Origin of the sequence: Streptomyces sp. NPDC059009 (genome assembly GCF_042740175.1) — a bacterium.
Taxonomy (GTDB): domain Bacteria; phylum Actinomycetota; class Actinomycetes; order Streptomycetales; family Streptomycetaceae; genus Streptomyces.
This window is the reverse complement of sequence record NZ_JBHYJB010000019.1, coordinates 1-19,452: the sequence shown is the minus strand read 5'-3', so window position 1 is coordinate 19,452 and position 19,452 is coordinate 1. Positions and strand designations below refer to the sequence as shown.

Genomic DNA, 19,452 nt, shown 5'->3' with positions numbered 1-19,452 from the left:
TGCCGGGGCATGTACGGGATCTGACGCGGACCATTGTGGACCGTCCCACTGACATCGCCGACCACGACCCGGGCTCACGGCGTTGTCACGGGCGACTACGCCGAGGGCGGAGCGGGAACTTCGTCAGGTGTCAGCGGGCTTGCATACAGTGGCAGGACTGCATCTCTTGACTCCATCACTTGCTGAGATCTCGCGATCGAAGGGACGTACATGCCCATGGGTCACACGGCCACAGCCGAGGCCGGCTCCGGCGGCCTGACAGCGACCGAGCACCGGCTGGCCAACGGCCTGCGCGTGGTGCTCTCCGAGGACCACCTGACCCCGGTCGCCGCGGTCTGCCTCTGGTACGACGTCGGCTCCCGCCACGAGGTCAAGGGGCGTACGGGCCTTGCGCATCTCTTCGAGCACCTGATGTTCCAGGGCTCCCACCAGGTGCACGGCAACGGCCACTTCGAGCTGGTGCAGGGCGCGGGCGGGTCCCTGAACGGGACGACGAGCTTCGAGCGCACCAACTATTTCGAGACCATGCCCGCGCACCAGCTGGAGCTCGCGCTGTGGCTGGAGGCCGACCGGATGGGCTCGCTCCTGTCCGCGCTCGACGAAGAGTCGATGGAGAACCAGCGGGACGTCGTCAAGAACGAGCGCCGCCAGCGCTACGACAACGTCCCGTACGGCACGGCCTTCGAGAAGCTCACCGCCCTCTCGTATCCGGCGGGCCACCCGTACCACCACACGCCGATCGGTTCGATGGCCGACCTGGACGCGGCCACCCTGGAGGACGCGCGGAACTTCTTCCGTACGTACTACGCGCCCAACAACGCCGTCCTGTCCGTCGTCGGCGACATCGACCCGGAGCAGACGCTCGCCTGGGTCGAGAAGTACTTCGGCTCCATCCCCGGGCACGACGGCAAGCAGCCGCCCCGCGACGGCAGCCTTCCGGAGCGCATCGGCGAGGAGCTGCGCGAGGTCGTCGAGGAGGAGGTCCCGGCGCGCGCCCTGATGGCCGCCTACCGGCTGCCGCAGGACGGCACGCGCGCGTGCGACGCGGCCGACCTGGCGCTCACGGTCCTCGGCAGCGGCGAGTCCTCCCGGCTCTACAACCGGCTGGTGCGCCGCGACCGCACGGCCGTGGCCGCCGGTTTCGGCCTGCTGCGCCTCGCCGGGGCGCCCTCGCTCGGCTGGCTGGACGTGAAGACCTCCGGAGACGTCGAGGTCCCCGTCATCGAGGCCGCCGTCGACGAGGAGCTGGCCCGCTTCGCCGAGGAGGGTCCCACCGCCGAGGAGATGGAGCGCGCCCAGGCGCAGTTGGAGCGCGAGTGGCTCGACCGGCTCGGCACCGTCGCGGGCCGCGCCGACGAACTGTGCAGATTCGCCGTCCTGTTCGGCGACCCGCAGCTGGCTCTCACCGCCGTGCAGCGAGTCCTGGACGTCACCGCGGCAGAGGTCCAGGAGGTCGCCAAGGCCCGCCTGCGCCCCGACAACCGCGCGGTGCTCGTGTACGAACCCGTGTCCGCCGCCGACGAGGCCGCAGAGGAAGAGGAGGCGGCGAAGTGACCGAGTCCGCACCGCACACCACGACCCAGTCCGCACCGCTCGCCGCGATGGATTTCCACCAGCAGCCCCAGGCAGGCACGGCCAAGCCCTGGGCCTTCCCGGCCCCCGAGCGCGCCACCCTGGGCAACGGCCTGACGGTGCTGCGCTGCCACCGCCCCGGCCAGCAGGTCGTCGCCGTCGAGATCCACCTCGACGCGCCCCTGGAGGCCGAGCCCGCCGGACTCGACGGCGTGGCCACGATCATGGCGCGGGCCTTCGCCGAGGGCACCGACAAGCACTCCGCCGAGGAGTTCGCGGCCGAACTGGACCGCTGCGGCGCGACGTTGGACGCGCACGCGGACCACCCCGGCGTGCGCGTCTCCCTCGAAGTGCCCGTCTCCCGCCTTCCGAAGGCCCTCGGTCTGCTCGCCGACGCCCTGCGCGCCCCCGCCTTCGCGGACAGCGAGATCGAGCGCCTCGTCCGCAACCGCCTGGACGAGATCCCGCACGAGGCCGCGAACCCGGCCCGGCGCGCCGCCAAGGAGCTCTCCCGGCAGCTCTTCCCGGCGACCTCGCGCATGTCGCGTCCCCGTCAGGGCACCGAGGAGACGGTCTCCGGCATCGACTCGGCGGCGGTACGCGCCTTCTACGAGAAGCACGTTCGCCCCGCCACGGCGACCGCCGTCGTCGTGGGCGACCTCTCCGGGACGGACCTCGACGCGCTCCTCGCGGACACCGTGGGCGCCTGGACGGGCGACACGGCGGAGCCGTACCCCGTGCCCGCGGTGAGCGCCGACGACACCGGCCGCGTGGTCGTCGTCGACCGCCCCGGAGCCGTCCAGACGCAGCTCCTCATCGGCCGTGTCGGCGCCGACCGGCACGACCGCGTGTGGGCCGCCCAGATCCTCGGCACCTACTGCCTGGGCGGCACCCTCACCTCGCGTCTGGACCGGGTCCTGCGCGAGGAGAAGGGATACACCTACGGAGTGCGGGCGTTCAGCCAGGTGCTGCGCTCGACCGCGCCCTCGTCCTCGGAGGGGGCCGGCGGCGTCGCCATGCTCGCCATCAGCGGCTCCGTGGACACCCCGAACACCGGCCCGGCCCTCGACGACCTGTGGAAGGTCCTGCGCACCCTCGCCGCGGAGGGCCTCACGGACGCCGAGCGCGACGTCGCCGTGCAGAACCTGGTGGGGGTCGCCCCGCTCAAGTACGAGACGGCGGCGGCCGTCGCGGCCACGCTCGCCGACCAGGTCGAGCAGCACCTCCAGGACGACTTCCAGGCCCAGCTGTACCGGCAGTTGGCCGCGACGGGCACCGTGGAGGCCACCGCGGCCGTCGTGAGCGCCTTCCCGCAGGACCGCCTGGTGACCGTGCTCGTCGGGGACGCCGCGCAGATCGAGGAGCCCGTCAGGGCCCTCGGGATCGGTGAAGTGACGGTTGTCACGGGCTAGATGAACGGGCGGTCGCCGCCGAGGCGACCTCCGCAGGGCTCAGGACCCCGGTGACAGGACATGTCACCGGGGTCCTCATATGTCCGAATTAGTAGAGAGGTTGCCTGTCTGCCCTGTGGCGTGCGCTACAAAAGCCGTCTTCTGTTTGTCGATTGAAAGATGTCCCGTTTAGCGTCGGTCCGACTGTTCGTCACGCAGTACGCCGCACCCGCGGCACCGGACAGTCATCGCCGAGTCCCCGTACGGCGCGAGCCAGGGGAGCCGGGGACCCACATGTCCCCCTGGGGTGAATCGGGCACCTTGCCGCGAGGCGAGGGATCCGTAGGAGACCTTCCTGCTCCGAACCCGTCAGCTAACCCGGTAGGCGAGAGGGAAGGAAAGGATCAGCCGCTTCATGGCGTTCACCCGTGCCACCGGGAAGCACCGTCGTCCGAGCCGTCTCACCCGTACGACCGCGCAAGTAGCGGGTGTCGCCGCGATCACCACGACCGGTGTCATCGGAGGGCTCGCCGCTCCGGCGCTCGCCGCCGACGAGGCGCCCGTCGAGCACACCGGCTTCACCCAGGCCATCTCCGTCGGCGACTCGCTCGCCGACAGCATCGACGCGCAGGCCACCGCTCAGAAGGAAGCCGCCGACGCCGCCGCTGCCGCGAAGAAGGCCGAAGAGGCCGCCAAGAAGAAGGCCGCCGAGGCGAAGCGCGCGGCCGAGGCGAAGGCCAAGAAGGAGCGCGAGGCCAAGGAGCGCGCCGCCCGTGAGGCCGAGCGCAAGCGCCTGAACCGCTTCGTCTCCCCGATCGCCGGCTCGTACGTCTCGACCGCCTACAAGGCGAGCAGCGGCCTGTGGTCCTCCGGCAGCCACACCGGCATCGACTTCCACGCCGCGTCCGGTACGTCGGTCCACTCCGTCGGCTCGGGCACCGTCGTCGAGGCCGGCTGGGGCGGCGCCTACGGCAACAACGTCGTGATCAAGATGAACGACGGCACGTACACCCAGTACGGACACATGTCCTCCATCGGTGTCTCCGTCGGCCAGACGGTCACCCCCGGACAGCAGATAGGTCTCTCCGGAGCGACCGGCAACGTCACCGGCCCGCACCTCCACTTCGAGGCCCGCACCTCCCCGGACTACGGCTCGGACATCGACCCCGTCGCCTACCTCCGCTCGCACGGCATCAACGTCTGACGGCCACCGCGCACCCCGAAAGCCCCGGCTCGCCCACCGCGAGCCGGGGCTTCGCCGTTCCGGGCCCCCGAGCCTCGGAGCCTTGGCCAAAAGAAATCCATGGATTCCCGGTCGCCGTCGGAAATTCCGCGGCTCTGCAATAGAGTTGACGAGCGAGCGTCAATCGACCGCGTTTCGCGGGGATTAAGGCGGAGGTCCGGTCATGCGCATTCCCGCGCACTCGGTATGCACGGCCATTCGGGACGACATCGTGTCGGGTGTCTACGAACGGGGCGGCCGACTCACCGAGGATCTGCTCGCGCGTCGCTACGGAGTCTCCCGCGTCCCCGTGCGCGAGGCGCTGCGCACCCTGGAGGCCGAGGGCTTCGTCGTCACGCGCAGGCACGCGGGCGCGTGCGTCGCCGAACCCACCGAGCAGGAGGCCGCCGACCTCCTGGAGGTCCGCATGCTGCTCGAACCGCTGGGCGCCGCCCGGGCCGCCCAGCGCCGCACGGAGGCGCACCTGAAGGTGCTGCGCGGCCTCGTGCGGCTCGGCCAGGAGCGCGCCAGGCGGGGCCAGAGCGAGGATCTGCGCTCCCTGGGCGGCTGGTTCCACGAGACGCTCGCGCAGGCGTCCGGCAGCCCGGGCCTGACCACGCTGCTCACCCAGCTGCGGCACAAGATCGCCTGGATGTACGTGGTGGAGCCGCCGGCCGCCCCCGCCGAGTCCTGGGCCGAGCACGCGGCGATCGTCGACGCGGTGATCCGCGGCGACGCGGAGCGGGCCCGTGGCCTCACCGCGCAGCACGCGGAACGCGCGACGGCGGCGCACCGCCTCCGCTTTCCCGCGGGGCTCGGGCGCCGGCGGGGCGTCGATCGCGTGAGGGATTCGCAACATCCCGTAAACACGCTGAGCGTTCAGAATTAACGGCGCCGCCGTATACAAAGAGAAGTAATTCGCAGGGCTTGATTTGTGCTGCCCGCTTTTCGGGGTGTCCCTCTTTTCATGCCGCCCGGCCGTCACGGATGAGTGGCCCGCGGGCACGTGAAAGGGCCCGCCCGGAAATCCGGGCGGGCCCTTTCACGTATATGCGATCAGACAGTCTCGGGGAGTTCCTCGAGGCCCTCCGCGACCAGCTTCGCCAGACGGTCCAGGGCGGCGTCCGCGCCCTCGGCGTCCGACGCGAGCACGATCTCCTCGCCGCCCTGGGCGCCCAGGCCGAGCACCGCGAGCATCGAGGCGGCGTTGACGGGGTTGCCGTCGGCCTTGGCGATCGTCACGGGGACGCCCGCGGCCGTGGCCGCGCGGACGAAGATGGAGGCGGGGCGGGCGTGGAGGCCCTCGGCCCAGCCGACGTTGACGCGGCGCTCAGCCATGTGTTGCTGCCTTCCAGGTGTCTCACACTTGTCTAGACCACTATCTCATGCCGCGACAGGTGCTCCGCCGGACGTCCGTCCACGCTGTGCGTGCCGTACGTCCCGAGTCCCGGCCGCCTTTCGACCTCTCTAGCCTGCCCCGGCCCCACCGCCCGCGCGACCCGTACCCTGACCCCATGCAGACCCCGTCGGATCAGCAGTCGGACCAGCATGCGTACCCGGCCCACTGGGAGGCCGACGTGGTGCTGCGCGACGGGGGGACCGCCCGGATCAGGCCCATCACGGAGGCCGACGCCGACCGGCTGACCAGCTTCTACGAGCAGGTCTCGGACGAGTCGAAGTACTACCGCTTCTTCGCGCCCTACCCGCGCCTGTCCGCCAAGGACGTGCACCGCTTCACCCATCACGACTACGTGGACCGGGTGGGGCTGGCGGCGGTGGTGGGCGGCGAGTTCATCGCGACCGTCCGCTACGACCGCATCGACGCCAACGGCATGGCGGCTTCGGCCCCCGCCGACGAGGCCGAGGTCGCCTTCCTCGTACAGGACGCGCACCAGGGCAGGGGCGTCGCCTCCGCTCTCCTGGAGCACATCGGGGCCGTCGCCCGGGAGCGCGGGATCCGCCGCTTCGCGGCCGAGGTGCTGCCCGCCAACTCCAAGATGATCAAGGTGTTCACGGACGCCGGGTACCAGCAGAAGCGCAGCTTCGAAGACGGCGTCGTCCGCCTGGAGTTCGACATCGAGCCGACGGACCGGTCGCTCGCCGTGCAGCACGCGCGCGAGCAGCGCGCCGAGGCCCGCTCGGTGCAGCGCCTGCTCACCCCGGGCTCCGTCGCCGTGATCGGCGTGGGCCGCTCCCCAGGAGGCGTCGGCCGCAGCCTGCTGCGCAATCTCAAGGAGGCCGCGTTCACCGGCAGCCTGTACGCGGTCAACGCCGCCTACGTCGAGGACCAGCCGCCCGTCGACGGAGTGCCCGCCTACCGCTCCGTCGCCGACATCGACGACTCCGTGGACCTCGCCGTCGTCGCCGTGCCCGCCGAGCGTGTCCCCGAAGTGGTCGCCGCGTGCGGGGAGCGGGGCGTGCAGGGGCTCGTGGTGATCTCCGCCGGATACGCCGAGAGCGGCGCCGAGGGGCGGGAGCGGCAGCGCGAACTGGTGCGCCAGGCACGCTCCTACGGGATGCGCATCATCGGACCCAACGCCTTCGGAGTCATCAACACCTCTCCGGAGACCGCCCTCAACGCCTCGCTGGCACCACAGCCCCCCGCGCGCGGGCGCATCGGTCTGTTCACCCAGTCCGGCGCGATCGGCATCGCGCTCCTGTCCGGACTGCACCGCCGCGGCGCCGGCCTGTCGACGTTCGTCAGCGCGGGCAACCGCGCCGACGTCTCGGGCAACGACCTGCTGCAGTACTGGCACGAGGACCCCGACACCGACGTCACGCTGATGTACCTCGAATCCATCGGCAACCCGCGGAAGTTCACCCGCCTGGCCCGCCGCACCGCCACCGCGAAGCCCCTCGTCGTCGTGCAGGGCGCCCGGCACAGCGGCATCGCGCCCACCGGCCACGCGGTGCGCGCCACCCGCCTCCCGCACGCCACCGTCTCGGCGCTGCTGCGGCAGGCGGGCGTGATCCGGGTCGACACCGTCACGGAGATGGTCGACGCGGGCCTCCTCCTCGCCGGACAGCCGCTGCCCGCCGGACCCCGGGTTGCCATCCTCGGCAACTCGGAGTCGCTGGGGCTGCTCACGTACGACGCCTGCGTCGCCGAGGGGCTGCGGCCGCTGCCCCCGAGGGACCTCACCACGGCCGCGACCCCCGCCGATTTCCGCGCCGCCCTCGCCGAGGCCCTCTCCGACGGCGCGTGCGACGCCGTCATCGTCACCGCGATCCCCTGGGTGGGGGAGTCCGTCGACGAGTCCGCCGCCGAGGGCGAGGGCCTCGCCGCCGCCCTCACCTCCGCCACGGAGGGCTGCCCCGCCAAACCGGTGGCCGTCGTCCACGTCGAGCTCGGCGGGCTCGCCGAGGCGCTGGCCGCCGCCACCCGGACCCGGCCGGACGCCCGGGTTCCGGCCCCCGGCACCGAAACGGCCCTCTCCGAAGGAACCGCCTCCGAAGAGGACGCCCAGCCGGCCGACCCCCCGCCCCTCACCGGACACGGCACCAGCACGCTCCCCGCCTACCCCGCCGCCGAGCGGGCCGTACGCGCCCTCTCCGAAGCCGTGAAGTACGCCCAGTGGCACCGCGACGCGGGCAACCCCGGCAAGGTCCCCGAGTACGAGGACATCGACGAGAGCGGCGCCGCCGACCTCGTCACCACCCTGCTCGCCAAGAACGACGACGCCCGCGGCACCACCCTCGCGGGGCCGGACGCCCACGCCCTGCTCGCCCGGTACGGCATCGCCGTGAAGGCCGCGCAGCCCGCCCCCGACCCGGACGCCGCCGCCCGTGCCGCAGCTCACCTCGGCTACCCGGTCGCCCTGAAGACGACGGCGCCCCACCTGCGCCACCGCGCCGACCTCGGCGGGGTCCGGCTCGACCTGGCCGACGAGGACCAACTGCGCCGTGCCTACGCCGAGTTGACCGAGACCTTCGGCACGCCCGAGGAGCTGCGCCCGGTCGTCCAGGGCATGGCGCCCCGGGGCGTCGACACCGTGGTGCGCGCCGTGCTCGACCCCGCCGCCGGGGCCGTGCTCTCCTTCGGCCTCGCGGGCGCCGCGTCCGAGCTGCTCGGCGACACCGCGCACCGGCTGATCCCGGTCACCGAACGGGACGCTGCCCAGGCGATCCGGTCGATCCGGACCGCGCCCCTCCTCTTCGGCTGGCGCGGCTCCGCACCCGTGGACACCGCCGCCCTCGAAGAGCTGCTCCTGCGCGTCTCCCGCCTGGTCGACGACCACCCCGAAGTGGTCGCGGTCTCCCTGGAGCCGGTGGTCGTCGCCCAGCGCGGCCTGACCGTGCTCGGCGCCTCCGTCCGGCTCGCGCCGCCGCCCGCGCGCACCGACCTCGGCCCCCGCACGCTGCCCGTGTACTGAGCCCGCCATGGGGGCACTGCGCGCCCCCTGCCGGGCCGTAGGATGGAGGGCATGGCAAAGACCGGTACGACGACCCAGGGGCTGCGCGCGGCGATCGAGCGCAGCGGCTACTACCCGGCCCTCGTGGCCGAGGCGGTGGAGGCCGCGATCGGCGGCGAGTCCATCGGGTCGTACCTGGTCCACCAGGAGACGACGTTCGACGCGAACGAGGTGCGCCGGCACGTCACGGTCCTCGTCCTGACCGACACCCGCTTCATCGTGAGCCACACGGACGAGCAGGCCGCCGACAGCACGTCCCCGACGCCGTACGCGACGACGTCCACCGAGTCCGTGAAGATCGGCCGCATCTCCTCCGTGGTCCTCAGCCGCGTCGTCGCCAACCCCGAGAAGTACGTGCCCGGCACGCTGCCCCGCGAGGTCGTCCTGACCATCGGCTGGGGCGCCGTCTCCCGCATCGACCTGGAGCCCGCGGCCTGCGGCGACCCCAACTGCGAGGCGGACCACGGCTACACGGGCAACTCGACGGCGGACGACCTCAGCCTGCGCGTCAGCGAGGCCGGCGACGGCCCGGACGCGGTGCGCCAGACGCTCGCCTTCGCCCAGGCCCTCTCCGAGGTCACGGCGGCGACCCGGGACACCGGCCGCTGATGTCGCTGCCCGCCTGGGACGACGTGCAGCCCCTTGCCGTCGCCTCCGCCCCCGTGCCCGAGTACGGCGCGGGCTCGCTCGCCGATCTGCTCCCCACGCTGGTGGCCCACCAGGGCGTGCCCGGCTTCGAGGCGCCGCGCATCGCCGAGCTGGCCCCGGCCGACCGCAACTGCGTCTTCCTGATCGACGGCCTGGGCTGGGAACAGCTGCGGGCCCACCCGGCCGAGGCGCCCTTCCTGACGTCCCTGATCGCCTCCTCGCGGGGCGCCACGGGCCGCCCGATCACCGCGGGCTTCCCCGCGACGACGGCCACCTCGCTGGCCTCGGTCGGCACCGGCCTGCCCCCGGGCGGACACGGACTGCCCGGCTACACCGTGCGCAACCCCGCCACCGGCGAGCTGATGAACCAGCTCCGCTGGAACCCGTGGACCGACCCGCGCGCGTGGCAGCCCCACCCCACCGTCTTCCAGCAGGCCCACGAGGCGGGCGTGCACACCGCGCAGGTCTCGTCCCCGCACTTCGAGAACACCCCGCTCACCAAGATCGCCCTCAGTGGCGGAACGTTCCGCGGCCGTCTCTCCGGAGAGGACCGCATGGACCTCGCCGCCGAGCAGCTGGCGGCGGGCGACCGTTCGCTGGTCTACACGTACTACGCGGAGGTGGACGGCAAGGGACACCGCTTCGGTGTTGATTCTGACGCCTGGCGCGGTCAACTCATGTATGTGGACCGGCTCGTCCAGCGCCTGGCCGAGCAACTCCCGCCGCGCAGCGCCCTGTACGTGACCGCCGACCACGGCATGCTCGACATCCCCTTCGACGAGCAGTCCCGCGTCGACTTCGACGAGGACTGGGAGCTCCGTGCCGGGGTCGCCCTCCTCGGCGGCGAGGGCCGCGCCCGCCATGTGTACGCGGTGCCGGGCGCCGCGAACGACGTGCTGACCGTCTGGCGCGAGGTCCTCGGAGAGCAGTTCTGGGTGGCGAGCCGGGACGAGGCGATCGCGGCGGGCTGGTTCGGTCCACACATTGATCAACGTGTGTACGAGCGGCTCGGCGACGTCATCGCCGCGGCCCACGACGACGTCGCGATCATCGCCTCGCAGTTGGAGCCCAAGGAGTCGGCCCTGGTCGGCATGCACGGCTCCATGACCCCCGTCGAACAGTTGGTGCCGCTCCTCGAAGTCCGCTCCTGATCCCGCACGCTCCTGATCCCACACGCTCCTGATCCCGTACGCCCTTGAGGGCGCCCCTCTCCCCGTACGTACCGAAAGGTTCTCAACTCCCCATGCCCGAGCTGGTGTTCTTCTCCGGAACGATGGACTGCGGAAAGAGCACGCTGGCTCTGCAGATCGAGCACAACCGCTCGGCCCGCGGCCTGGTGGGCATGATCTTCACGCGGGACGACCGCGCGGGCGAGGGCAAGCTGTCGTCCCGCCTCGGCCTGGTCACCGACGCGGTGGAGGCGGAGCCCGACCTCGATCTGTACGGGCACGTGGTGGAGAGCCTCTCGCAGGGCGGCAAGGTCGACTACGTGATCGTGGACGAGGCCCAGTTCCTGGCCCCCGGACAGATAGACCAGCTCGCCCGGGTCGTCGACGACCTGGAGCTCGACGTCTTCGCCTTCGGCATCACCACGGACTTCCGCACCCGGCTCTTCCCCGGCTCGCAGCGGCTGATCGAACTGGCCGACCGGGTCGAGACGCTCCAGGTCGAGGCGATGTGCTGGTGCGGGGCGCGGGCCACGCACAACGCGCGCACCGTGGGCGGCGAGATGGTGGTCGAGGGGGAGCAGGTCGTGGTGGGGGACGTGGACCGCTCGATGGCGGAGGTCGGGTACGAGGTGCTGTGCCGGCGCCATCACCGGAAGCGGATGACGAGTGCCGCGGCGCGGGCGGCGGCGCTGTCGCCGGACGTGCTGCCGATCGTCCCTGCCTGACGCGGCGCTCCCTTCTTTCTCTTTCGCCACGGAATTCATCAAGGCATTCACCGCGCCCATCATCAGGGCGTTCACCTGCGTGTTCATCCGGGTGTTCAGCTGCGCGTGTGTCAGGGTGCCTTTTTCCTTCATTCATGAGTCTGTCCCGGCTGAATGATCAACTCCAGGAAGCTGCTTCTCTGTTGATGTAGCCCTGCGCGTCTCTGCAATCGACAGAACTTCAAGGGTGGGCATCCTGTGAGACTCCTGATGATCGCCATGCCGTGGCAAGGACTTGACACCCCGTCGAGCGCCCTGGGAATTCTGGGGCCGAGCGCTCGCAGAAGCGCCGCCGGCTGGACCGTCGACGAGATGTACGTCAGCCTTCGCTGGGCCGAGCATCTGATGCGAGAGAGCGACGGCACCATCACGGCGGCGGATTATGAAGACGTCGCCGTGCAGGTATTCCACGGTGTGGGCGACTGGGTGTTCACGCCGCCCCTGTACGACGTCGACAGCTATCTGGTCGACGAGTTCGCCGAGTTCCTCACGGAGCGCGGCATCGACCCGGCCATTCCCGTGCACATGCAGAAGTACGCGCGGAAGTTCATCCAGGATCTCGCGGTCGAAATCGCCGCCGACCCGCCGGACGTCGTCGGATTCACCAGCACCTTCATGCAGAATGTGCCGTCCCTCGCGCTGGCCAAGGAGCTGAAGCGCCTTGTGCCGGGCATTCGGACGGTGCTCGGCGGCAGCAACTGCGACGGGCAGCAGGGCGCCACCCTGCACCGGAATTTCGACCAGATGGATTTCGTGGTCAGCGGGGAGGGCGAGCGCTCTCTGCCCGCGCTGCTCAACCGCATCGCCCAGGGCGCGAGTTTCGCGGACGTGCCGGGGCTCAGCTGGCGCGACGCCGAGGGCCATTCGGTGGCGAACGACCCCGCGAAGGGGGCGCTGCCGTTCGCGGCGGTGCCCGCGCCGGACTACGACAGCTACTTCGAGGCGCTCAAGGCGTCGCCGGTCCGGGAGCACGTGAGCCCGATGCTGGTGATGGAGACCTCGCGCGGCTGCTGGTGGGGCGAGCGCCACCAGTGCACGTTCTGCGGCCTGAACGGCTCGAACATCGATTTCCGGAGCAAGGCCCCGGCGCGCATCGCCCAGGAAGTGCGGGATCTCGCCGAGCGTTATCAGGTCCTCGATCTGGTGATGGTCGACAACATCCTCGACATGAAGTACATCAACACGGTCATGCCGGAGCTGGCCGATCTCGAATGCGATCTGCGGATCCACTACGAGATCAAGTCGAACCTGACGCGCAAGCAGTTGAGCAGCCTCCGCGAGGCGAATGTGCTCTATGTCCAGCCCGGTATCGAGGGGTTGACCGATCATGTGCTGCGCCTGATGGACAAGGGCGTCAGCGCCGCGCACAACGTACGGCTGCTTCGGGACTCGGAGGACCTGGGCCTCAACGTCACCTGGAACATCCTCTACGGGTTCCCGGGGGAGACCGAGGAGGAATACCGGGCCCTGATGAAGAAGTTCGCCACGCTCGAACATCTTCAGCCGCCGACCGGAGCCTGGCGCATCGCCCTCGAGCGGTTCAGCCCCTACTTCGAAGAACCCTCCCAAGGGTTCATGTTCCGGCGCCCGGCCGAGATCTACGAGTTCATCTATCAGGTGCCGAAGGACCAACTGCACGACCTGGTCTATCTCTTCGACACCACCGACCAGGGAATCGTCGGCGCCATCGAGGACGAGCTGAAGCAGGGCGTCGAGGAATGGGCCAAGGCGTATGCGCGCAGCGACCTCTCCTATTGGAGCGACGAGCGGGGCCGTGTGGTCATCGAGGACCGGCGTGCCAGCTGGCCCGAGGAAGTGATCGTGCTGGACGAGCGCAGGAGCAATGTGTATCTCGGCATGTTCCAGGGCGCGGGCGTCGAGGGCGTACGACGGCGTCTTACCGACAGCGGATATCAGGTCGAGGACGGCGAAGTCGAGGAAATGCTGCGCTACTTCGTCGACCGCGGTCTCGCCTTCGAGGACGAGGGGCGCTATGTGAGCGTCGCGCTCGAGGTCGACCCGTACCGCCGGAAGCTGATCGAAGGCAGGGAGGTGTCAGCGGCGCGATGAGCATGCTGATGGGAATCGACGAGTTCAGGACACAGGCATCGAATACGGAGGGCGTGACGACGACGGCCGATCCACCGGGGAGTGCCACGCTGACTCTCGGGGCCGACGGGGCCGACGGGGCCGACGGGGCCGACGGGGCCGACGGGGCCGACGGGGCCGAACTCCCCGCCGCCACCGAACTGGCGGGACTGCTGCCGCGAGTACCGGTCGCCCGCGTCAGGTTCGCGGCGGACGCCGATTTCTCCGCGCTGTCCGACCAGGCGATCGTGCGGACCATTGCCGTGCTCCGTGAATGCTCCTCGATCGGCGTCCAGGTCGACTGGTCGCTGATTCTGGGCGCGGCACAGAGCGGCCTGATCGAGCGGCTCGACCATCTGCCCGCCCCCGGCCGCATCACGGTGCGGGACAACGCATCCGCAGCCACCGGAGCGTGGCGGTCCGCCGACCATTTCGGGCTCCTCTATTTCCGCAAGGGCCCGGCATTCCTGTCGGTCGTCGACCAGCGCCCCGAATCCGCCAGGCGCATCATCGTCGACGATCCCGCCCTGATGGACGTCTTCTCCCGCGCACTCGCCGGCTGCGCCTGGTCCGAGGTGACCCAGGACGCACAGCACGCCGGCGCCGCCCGGGACCTGGTGGACAAGGGCCTGCTCCTGCGTGTCGGGGAGCACTGCGTGACGCTGCCGGTGCACATGCGCACCTGGCCCCTGGGCGCGGCCTTGTTGGGGGGAACTCTGGCCGCCGCCGGAAAGAAACTGGAGGAAGGTAATTAGTGTCCGACCGCATCGACGACATGGCGCTGTTCGGGGACCTGCCGCAGCTGGTTCACTTCGAGCCGGAGCCCGCCCGGCGCTTTCTCAACAATGCCGCGGAGGAGTACCAGAAGTGTCTGGACAGCCGGGACGCCGAGGGAATCCCCAGCCATCTGCCGCGCGCCTCGGGCCTGTTGTTCGGGCAGGTGACCGGCGCCGAGATCATCATCAGTGACATCGAGTTCGTACTGAACATCCGCGGTGACGACGAAGACGTCATGGACGAGTTCGAGACGATCATCGCGCCGCAGTTCGGTGAGGTCTACCGGAATCCGGGCCGCGGATTCTGGTGCGACGAAGAGGGCGTCTTCGCGGCGATCCGGCGACAGGCCGCGAACGGCCTGGAGTTGATGGGCTCCATCCACTCGCACCCGGACTGGCACGAGATCGGCCCGCCGCACGAGCGGACACAGGAGCTCAGCGAGCTGCCGACGCGCATGGACGAATACCTCTTCCGGCAGTCGTGCTGGCCCGTGAACGTCATCTGGTACGTGCACACGCGGGACGGCGTCGTCGCCCATCGCGTGGCGGCCTGGCGGCCCGGGCCCGACCAGTCCGACAGGCTCGACCTGCGGATCCCGGCCGAGATCCACGAAGAGTCAGAGATAACAGGTTCCTAGCGAGGAGACGTAAGACATGCCCAGTTCTACGCAGACCGTCGGCGCGGACCTCCAGAGCGTCGACGAGACTGTTCCGGCACCCGTCGTGGCCATCAGGCTCCCTGCCGCCTTCCACGCGCTGACCGGCGGGCAGCGGCAGATATCGGGTGCGGGGAAGACCATCGGGGAGGTGCTGCGCAGCCTCGACCAGGACTTCCCCGGCGTCATCGAGCGGATCATCGACGCGGAAGGCGCCGTGAAGCGCTACGTCAACGTCTATCGCAACGACACCGACATCCGGAGCGTCGACGGCCTCGACACCGAGGTGGCCCAGAGCGATGTCGTCTGGATCATCCCGGCCGTCGCGGGCGGCTGCCGAGCCGGGTTCTAGGAGCCACGGTGGCGGACACCACGGAGAGGCCGGACACGACCTCGGCCCCGGACACACCGGCCGTACTGCCCACGGAATTCTTCACCGATCCGGGACCGTCCCCGCACGCGGCCAACGCGGAGCTCAGGTCGAAGTGCCCGGTCCACCGGATCAACTACCCGCCGGGCGCGGACGCGTTCGCGGTCCTCGGGCACCGGGCCGTCGAACAGGCCCTGGGCGACGCGCGCCTGTCCAAGCAGGTAGAGAACCTGCCGCCGCGCTTCCGGGACAAGGCCCTGGCCGACAGCCTCCTGATGGTCCGCAACCTCGGGTTCGCCGACCCGCCCGAGCACACCCGGCTGCGCAGACCCATCAGCCGCGCCTTCGTGCCCGGCCGGATCGCCGGGCTCCGCCCCCGCATCCAGGACATCGTCGACGACCTCATCGACGCCTTCCCGGAGTCCGGCGAGGTCGACCTGCTGACCGAGTTCGCCCTGCCGCTGCCGCTCACCGTGATCTGCGAGTACCTGCGGATCCCGGTCGCGGACCGGCCGCTGTTCCACCAGTGGGGCTACGTCCTCAGCCAGGACCCGTTCCACACGTCCGAGGCCGAACTCAGGGCGGCGACCGAGGAGTTCGTCGACTACTTCGGACGGCTGGTGGCCGAGCGCCGCTCGGATCTGCGGGACGACCTGCTGAGCGATCTCATCCGGGGCAAGGACGAGGGCGTCTTCAGCGAGCGGGAGCTGTTCTCGACGATCCTCCTGGTGCTCATCGCGGGGCACAAGACGGTCGCGAACATGCTCGGCAACGGGACGGCGCTGCTGCTGTGCCACCCCGAGCAGCTCGCCCTGCTGCGCGCCCGGCCCGAGCTCGTCCCCTCGGCGGTGGAGGAGATCCTGCGGTACGAGGGGGCGGCCTCCTGGGCCTCGCTGCGGATCGCCGCTCAGGACATGCAGCTCGGCGGCGTGGACATCCCCCGCGGCAGCTTCGTGCACCTGTCCCTGTCCGCCGCGGGCCACGACCCCGAGGTGTACGACGACCCGGAGCACTTCGACGTCACCCGCTCACCCAACCACCACCTGGGCTTCGGCCACGGCCCGCACTTCTGCGTGGGGGCCCCGCTGGGCCGCCTCCAGGGCGAGATCGCCTTCACCACGCTGCTGCGCAGGCTGCCGCAGCTGGAGCTCGCGGTGGCGCCCGAGGAGATCGCCTGGCTCTCCGACAGCTCACTCAGCCGCGGCCTGGAGGCCCTGCCCCTGCGCGTGGGCACGCGGCTGCCGAGAAGGAGTGAGGACGGATGACCGTGACCGGAAAACTGCGCGGCCCGAGCATCGCCGTGGTCGGCGCCGGCGCGATCGGCGGCTACTTCGGCGGCCGGCTCGCGGCCGCAGGGCAGGACGTGCGGTTCCTGGCGCGCGGCGCGAACCTCGCGGCACTCCGACGCGACGGCCTGCGCGTCATCGACGGCTCGGCAGGCGAGGGAACGGCAGGCGAGGGAACGGGCGCCGAGGGCACGGGCGCCGCCCCAAGTGCCGTGTCCATGGCGGACGTTCACGCCTCGGACGCCTCGTCGGACATCGGCGAGGTCGACTTCGTCCTGCTGAGCGTCAAGACCCCGCAGCTGGCGGCGGCCATCGACACGCTCTCCCCGATGGTCGGCGCGGACACCGCCGTGATCACCGTGCAGAACGGCGTCGAGGCCCCCGGACAAGTCGCCGCCGCCCTGGGCCGCGACCGGGTGCTGCCCGGCCTGCCCCGGGTCGTGGCCGTACGGACAGGACCGGGCGAGGTGCGGCACATGGGCCCGCCCGGCGCGCTGGCCTTCGCCGAGTGGGACGGCGGCACCTCCGCGCGGGTGGAACGGCTGCGCGAGGCGCTGCGCGCCGCCTCGGTGGCCGTGCCGGAGCCGGCCGACATCTGGGCGGACCTGTGGGCGAAGTTCCTGCTGGTGGTGCCCGTCGGCAGCCTCGGGGCCGCCACCGGCGGGGCGACCATGGGCGAGCTCCGCTCCCGCCCCGGCACGCGGAAGATGCTGATCACGGGCATGCGGGAGATCCACGAGACCGCCCTCAGGCTCGGGATCAAACTCCCGGAGAACGCGGTGGACACGGCGACCGGCCTCATGGACCGCCAGCCCCCCGAGGCCGCGACCTCGCTGCAGCGCGACATCCTCGCGGACCGCCCGTCCGAGCTGGAGGCGTGGACCGGCGCCGCCGTACGCCTCGCGAAGAAGGCGGGACAGCCCGCGCCGCTCCTGGAGACGCTCTACGAGCTGCTCGCCACGCGGGAAGCGTTGGCGGCGGAGCGGTCACTCCAGGAGTAGCGCCTCGGCAACAGGCAACGGGCCCAACCCTCTTGCCGCACAAGGGGTTGGGCCCGATGCGGAGTGTTCGGTTGATCCGTCGATGGTCAGGCGTTCGACCGTACGAGAGTGAAGGCCGCACCCTCGGGGTCGGCCACCGTCGCCACCCGCCCGTGCGTGCCCACGCGCGCGGGCTTGAGGACGTGACCGCCGAGCTCGGTGACCCGCTCCACGGCCTCGTCCACGTCGGCCACCTCGAAGTACGTCATCCAGTGCGCGCCCCGGTCGCGCGGCAGGGCTTGGCCGACGCCGTGCACCGAGGCCACCGGGCGGCCCTGGACGCGCAGCGTCAGATAGTCGAAGTCGGCCGAGACCACGGCCTCCTCCTCGTATCCGAAGACGGCCTGGTAGAACTTCCCGACCGTGGCGGTCTCCCGGGTGAGCAGCTCGTTCCACGCGGGCGCCCCGGGCTCCCCGAACACGGCCGTGCCCACGTGCTCGGCGGCCTGCCAGATCCCGAACACCGCGCCCGACGGGTCCGACGCGATCGCCATCCGCCCGGCGTCGCCCGCGTCGAGCGGCCCGACGCCGATGGTCCCGCCGCAGTGCCGTACGGCCTCGGCCGTCACGTCGACGTCGTCCGACGCGAGATAGGGCGTCCACGCGATGGGCAGGTGGTGGTCGGGCGGCAACTGGCCGATGCCGGCCACCTCATGGCCGTCGAGCATGGCGCGAACATACGGCCCGAGCTGCTCGGGTCCCGGCTGGAACTCCCAGCCGAAGAGCGATCCGTAGAACTCCTGGGTCGCGTCCAGGCCGTGCGCCATCAGGCTCACCCAGCAAGGTGTGCCGGGTGTGTGCCGAACGGTGTCCGCGCTCTCGCGTCGGCCCGCCGACCCCCGTGCCTCGGTCATCGTCACTCTCTCCTCGACCCCTCATGGTTCCCGAACGCGCGTACCCTCGCCGCGCGCATGCGCGCCCGTGCAGATGCTCGCACCACCTCGCGCGACGCGCTCCCCAACCGCGCCGCTTCTGTCAGCTTCGCTACGACTTCCCTCGCAGGGATGCCCGGTTTGCCATTTCTCATCCGTTAACGCGTAGTTGCCGAGCGATATCGATTCGCTGCACACAGCGTGCGCGCTTCCCTACGACGCGTATTCCGGCGGTGCAGGGTAACTGGACCTGAACGGCGGGGCTACCCCATGCGCAAGGATGGGCCCATGAATGCCATCATCTCCGCATCCGAACTCGCGAGCGAGTCGACGGGCGAGAACCCGCCGCTTCTTTTGGACGTCCGCTGGCAGCTCAGCACGGCCAAGGCCGGGGGCGCCGCCCCCTTCGACGGCCGGGCCGCCTACGAGGAGGGGCACGTCCCCGGTGCGGTCTTCGTGGATCTGGACGCCGATCTGGCGGGGCCGGCGGGCGCGGCGGGGCGCCATCCGCTGCCGGACGTCGCACGTTTCGGTGCGGCCATGCGCGCGGCCGGGGTCAGCGCGGACCGGCCGGTCGTCGTGTACGACGGCGGGCAGGGCTGGGCCGCGGCGCGCGCCTGGTGGCTGCTGCGCTGGACGGGGCACGAGGCGGTGCGCGTCCTTGACGGCGGCCTGGCCGCCTGGGACGGCCCGCTCGAGTCGGGCACCGTCGCTCCGGAGGAGGGAACCTTCGTGCCCGCCCCGGGCGCGGCCGGGCTCCTGGACGCGGACGGCGCGGCGTCGCTGGCCCGGTCGGGGCTCCTCCTGGACGCGCGCGCGGGCGAGCGCTACCGCGGCGACGTCGAGCCGATCGACCGCGTCGGCGGCCACATCCCGGGTGCGGTCTCGGCGCCGACCACGGAGAACGTCGCGCAGGACGGCCGGTTCAAGCCGGCCGACGAGCTCGCCGACCGCTTCAAGTCCCTGGGTGCGTCCGGGACTTCACAGGTCGGCGTGTACTGCGGCTCGGGCGTCTCGGGGGCGCACGAGGTCCTCGCGCTCGCGGTGGCGGGCATCGACGCCGCGCTCTATGTGGGCTCCTGGTCGGAGTGGTCCTCGGATCCCGCGCGCCCGGTGGCGACGGGGCCGGACCCACAGTAGGCGGCCTTTCCGCACGTACGAGGGGGCCCGCACCGGACTGCCGGTG

At 71.1% G+C, this 19,452-nt stretch carries 17 protein-coding genes and 1 riboswitch; of the genes, 15 read left to right on the top strand and 2 right to left on the bottom strand.

The genetic code is table 11. The annotated features are described in order from the left end of the window. Nucleotides 1-210 precede the first annotated feature (210 nt). The 4 genes from ACFWYM_RS20030 (at nt 211) to ACFWYM_RS20015 (ending at nt 5,074) form a co-directional block, all read left to right on the top strand. Entirely contained in the window at nt 211-1,554 is a 1,344-nt protein-coding gene (locus tag ACFWYM_RS20030) for a M16 family metallopeptidase (protein WP_384838510.1), read from the top strand. A 47-nt stretch (nt 1,555-1,601) separates the two neighbouring features. Further along, nucleotides 1,602-2,984, top strand: a complete 1,383-nt coding sequence (locus ACFWYM_RS20025) for a M16 family metallopeptidase (RefSeq protein WP_384838840.1) — start codon at nt 1,602-1,604, stop codon at nt 2,982-2,984. 218 nt (nt 2,985-3,202) lie between these two features. Continuing rightward, nucleotides 3,203-3,366, top strand: a riboswitch (cyclic di-AMP (ydaO/yuaA leader). 12 nt (nt 3,367-3,378) lie between these two features. After that, on the top strand, nt 3,379-4,167 hold the full coding sequence (locus tag ACFWYM_RS20020; RefSeq protein ID WP_384838507.1) for a M23 family metallopeptidase: 789 nt from the start codon (nt 3,379-3,381) through the stop codon (nt 4,165-4,167). A 202-nt stretch (nt 4,168-4,369) separates the two neighbouring features. Next, the gene (locus ACFWYM_RS20015) at nt 4,370-5,074 is read left to right on the top strand and encodes a GntR family transcriptional regulator (RefSeq protein WP_384838504.1); all 705 of its coding nucleotides are present in this window, start codon (nt 4,370-4,372) and stop codon (nt 5,072-5,074) included. Nucleotides 5,075-5,241: 167 nt separating this feature from the next. Here the strand turns inward: ACFWYM_RS20015 and ACFWYM_RS20010 are convergent, their stop codons facing one another. Beyond that, complete coding sequence (locus ACFWYM_RS20010) at nt 5,242-5,523, bottom strand: HPr family phosphocarrier protein (protein WP_030021209.1); 282 nt, start codon at nt 5,521-5,523, stop codon at nt 5,242-5,244. 176 nt (nt 5,524-5,699) lie between these two features. Between ACFWYM_RS20010 and ACFWYM_RS20005 the strand changes: the two genes are divergently transcribed. The 10 genes from ACFWYM_RS20005 (at nt 5,700) to ACFWYM_RS19960 (ending at nt 17,355) form a co-directional block, all read left to right on the top strand. Further along, the gene (locus tag ACFWYM_RS20005) at nt 5,700-8,558 is read left to right on the top strand and encodes a GNAT family N-acetyltransferase (RefSeq protein ID WP_384838501.1); all 2,859 of its coding nucleotides are present in this window, start codon (nt 5,700-5,702) and stop codon (nt 8,556-8,558) included. 51 nt (nt 8,559-8,609) lie between these two features. Continuing rightward, complete coding sequence (locus tag ACFWYM_RS20000; RefSeq protein ID WP_384838498.1) at nt 8,610-9,206, top strand: DUF5998 family protein; 597 nt, start codon at nt 8,610-8,612, stop codon at nt 9,204-9,206. Next, the gene (locus ACFWYM_RS19995; protein WP_384838495.1) at nt 9,206-10,396 is read left to right on the top strand and encodes an alkaline phosphatase family protein; all 1,191 of its coding nucleotides are present in this window, start codon (nt 9,206-9,208) and stop codon (nt 10,394-10,396) included. Before ACFWYM_RS20000 ends, ACFWYM_RS19995 begins: the two co-directional genes overlap by 1 nt. Nucleotides 10,397-10,488: 92 nt before the next feature. Then, nucleotides 10,489-11,139: a thymidine kinase gene (locus tag ACFWYM_RS19990; protein WP_384838492.1), complete on the top strand. Its 651-nt coding sequence runs from the start codon at nt 10,489-10,491 to the stop codon at nt 11,137-11,139. Between the two features lie 249 nt (nt 11,140-11,388). Beyond that, the gene (locus ACFWYM_RS19985) at nt 11,389-13,248 is read left to right on the top strand and encodes a RiPP maturation radical SAM C-methyltransferase (protein ID WP_384838837.1); all 1,860 of its coding nucleotides are present in this window, start codon (nt 11,389-11,391) and stop codon (nt 13,246-13,248) included. Further along, nucleotides 13,245-14,021: a DUF5825 family protein gene (locus ACFWYM_RS19980; RefSeq protein ID WP_384838489.1), complete on the top strand. Its 777-nt coding sequence runs from the start codon at nt 13,245-13,247 to the stop codon at nt 14,019-14,021. The genes ACFWYM_RS19985 and ACFWYM_RS19980 overlap by 4 nt, the downstream gene beginning before the upstream one ends. Beyond that, on the top strand, nt 14,021-14,680 hold the full coding sequence (locus tag ACFWYM_RS19975) for a hypothetical protein (protein WP_384838487.1): 660 nt from the start codon (nt 14,021-14,023) through the stop codon (nt 14,678-14,680). Before ACFWYM_RS19980 ends, ACFWYM_RS19975 begins: the two co-directional genes overlap by 1 nt. Before the next feature lie 16 nt (nt 14,681-14,696). Then, the gene (locus ACFWYM_RS19970; protein WP_384838484.1) at nt 14,697-15,050 is read left to right on the top strand and encodes a MoaD/ThiS family protein; all 354 of its coding nucleotides are present in this window, start codon (nt 14,697-14,699) and stop codon (nt 15,048-15,050) included. A gap of 8 nt (nt 15,051-15,058) precedes the next feature. Beyond that, complete coding sequence (locus ACFWYM_RS19965; RefSeq protein ID WP_384838481.1) at nt 15,059-16,333, top strand: cytochrome P450; 1,275 nt, start codon at nt 15,059-15,061, stop codon at nt 16,331-16,333. Next, nucleotides 16,330-17,355 (top strand): 2-dehydropantoate 2-reductase, encoded by a 1,026-nt coding sequence (locus ACFWYM_RS19960; RefSeq protein ID WP_384838479.1) that lies wholly within the window; start codon nt 16,330-16,332, stop codon nt 17,353-17,355. Before ACFWYM_RS19965 ends, ACFWYM_RS19960 begins: the two co-directional genes overlap by 4 nt. A gap of 86 nt (nt 17,356-17,441) precedes the next feature. Here ACFWYM_RS19960 and ACFWYM_RS19955 read toward each other — a convergent pair whose 3' ends face one another. Then, nucleotides 17,442-18,248 carry a VOC family protein gene (locus ACFWYM_RS19955; RefSeq protein ID WP_384838476.1) on the bottom strand — a complete coding sequence of 269 codons (807 nt, stop codon included), beginning with the start codon at nt 18,246-18,248 and terminating at the stop codon, nt 17,442-17,444. A gap of 306 nt (nt 18,249-18,554) precedes the next feature. Here ACFWYM_RS19955 and ACFWYM_RS19950 point away from each other — a divergent pair, with 306 nt between their 5' ends. Then, on the top strand, nt 18,555-19,406 hold the full coding sequence (locus tag ACFWYM_RS19950) for a sulfurtransferase (RefSeq protein WP_384838474.1): 852 nt from the start codon (nt 18,555-18,557) through the stop codon (nt 19,404-19,406). Nucleotides 19,407-19,452 lie beyond the last annotated feature (46 nt).

Coding starts and splice junctions, on each gene's coding strand:
- ACFWYM_RS20030 (WP_384838510.1), top strand. CDS start 211: ATGCCCATGGGTCACACGGCCACAGCCGAGGCCGGCTCCGGCGGCCTG.
- ACFWYM_RS20025 (WP_384838840.1), top strand. CDS start 1,602: ATGGATTTCCACCAGCAGCCCCAGGCAGGCACGGCCAAGCCCTGGGCC.
- ACFWYM_RS20020 (WP_384838507.1), top strand. CDS start 3,379: ATGGCGTTCACCCGTGCCACCGGGAAGCACCGTCGTCCGAGCCGTCTC.
- ACFWYM_RS20015 (WP_384838504.1), top strand. CDS start 4,370: ATGCGCATTCCCGCGCACTCGGTATGCACGGCCATTCGGGACGACATC.
- ACFWYM_RS20010 (WP_030021209.1), bottom strand. CDS start 5,523: ATGGCTGAGCGCCGCGTCAACGTCGGCTGGGCCGAGGGCCTCCACGCC.
- ACFWYM_RS20005 (WP_384838501.1), top strand. CDS start 5,700: ATGCAGACCCCGTCGGATCAGCAGTCGGACCAGCATGCGTACCCGGCC.
- ACFWYM_RS20000 (WP_384838498.1), top strand. CDS start 8,610: ATGGCAAAGACCGGTACGACGACCCAGGGGCTGCGCGCGGCGATCGAG.
- ACFWYM_RS19995 (WP_384838495.1), top strand. CDS start 9,206: ATGTCGCTGCCCGCCTGGGACGACGTGCAGCCCCTTGCCGTCGCCTCC.
- ACFWYM_RS19990 (WP_384838492.1), top strand. CDS start 10,489: ATGCCCGAGCTGGTGTTCTTCTCCGGAACGATGGACTGCGGAAAGAGC.
- ACFWYM_RS19985 (WP_384838837.1), top strand. CDS start 11,389: ATGATCGCCATGCCGTGGCAAGGACTTGACACCCCGTCGAGCGCCCTG.
- ACFWYM_RS19980 (WP_384838489.1), top strand. CDS start 13,245: ATGAGCATGCTGATGGGAATCGACGAGTTCAGGACACAGGCATCGAAT.
- ACFWYM_RS19970 (WP_384838484.1), top strand. CDS start 14,697: ATGCCCAGTTCTACGCAGACCGTCGGCGCGGACCTCCAGAGCGTCGAC.
- ACFWYM_RS19960 (WP_384838479.1), top strand. CDS start 16,330: ATGACCGTGACCGGAAAACTGCGCGGCCCGAGCATCGCCGTGGTCGGC.
- ACFWYM_RS19955 (WP_384838476.1), bottom strand. CDS start 18,248: ATGACCGAGGCACGGGGGTCGGCGGGCCGACGCGAGAGCGCGGACACC.
- ACFWYM_RS19950 (WP_384838474.1), top strand. CDS start 18,555: ATGAATGCCATCATCTCCGCATCCGAACTCGCGAGCGAGTCGACGGGC.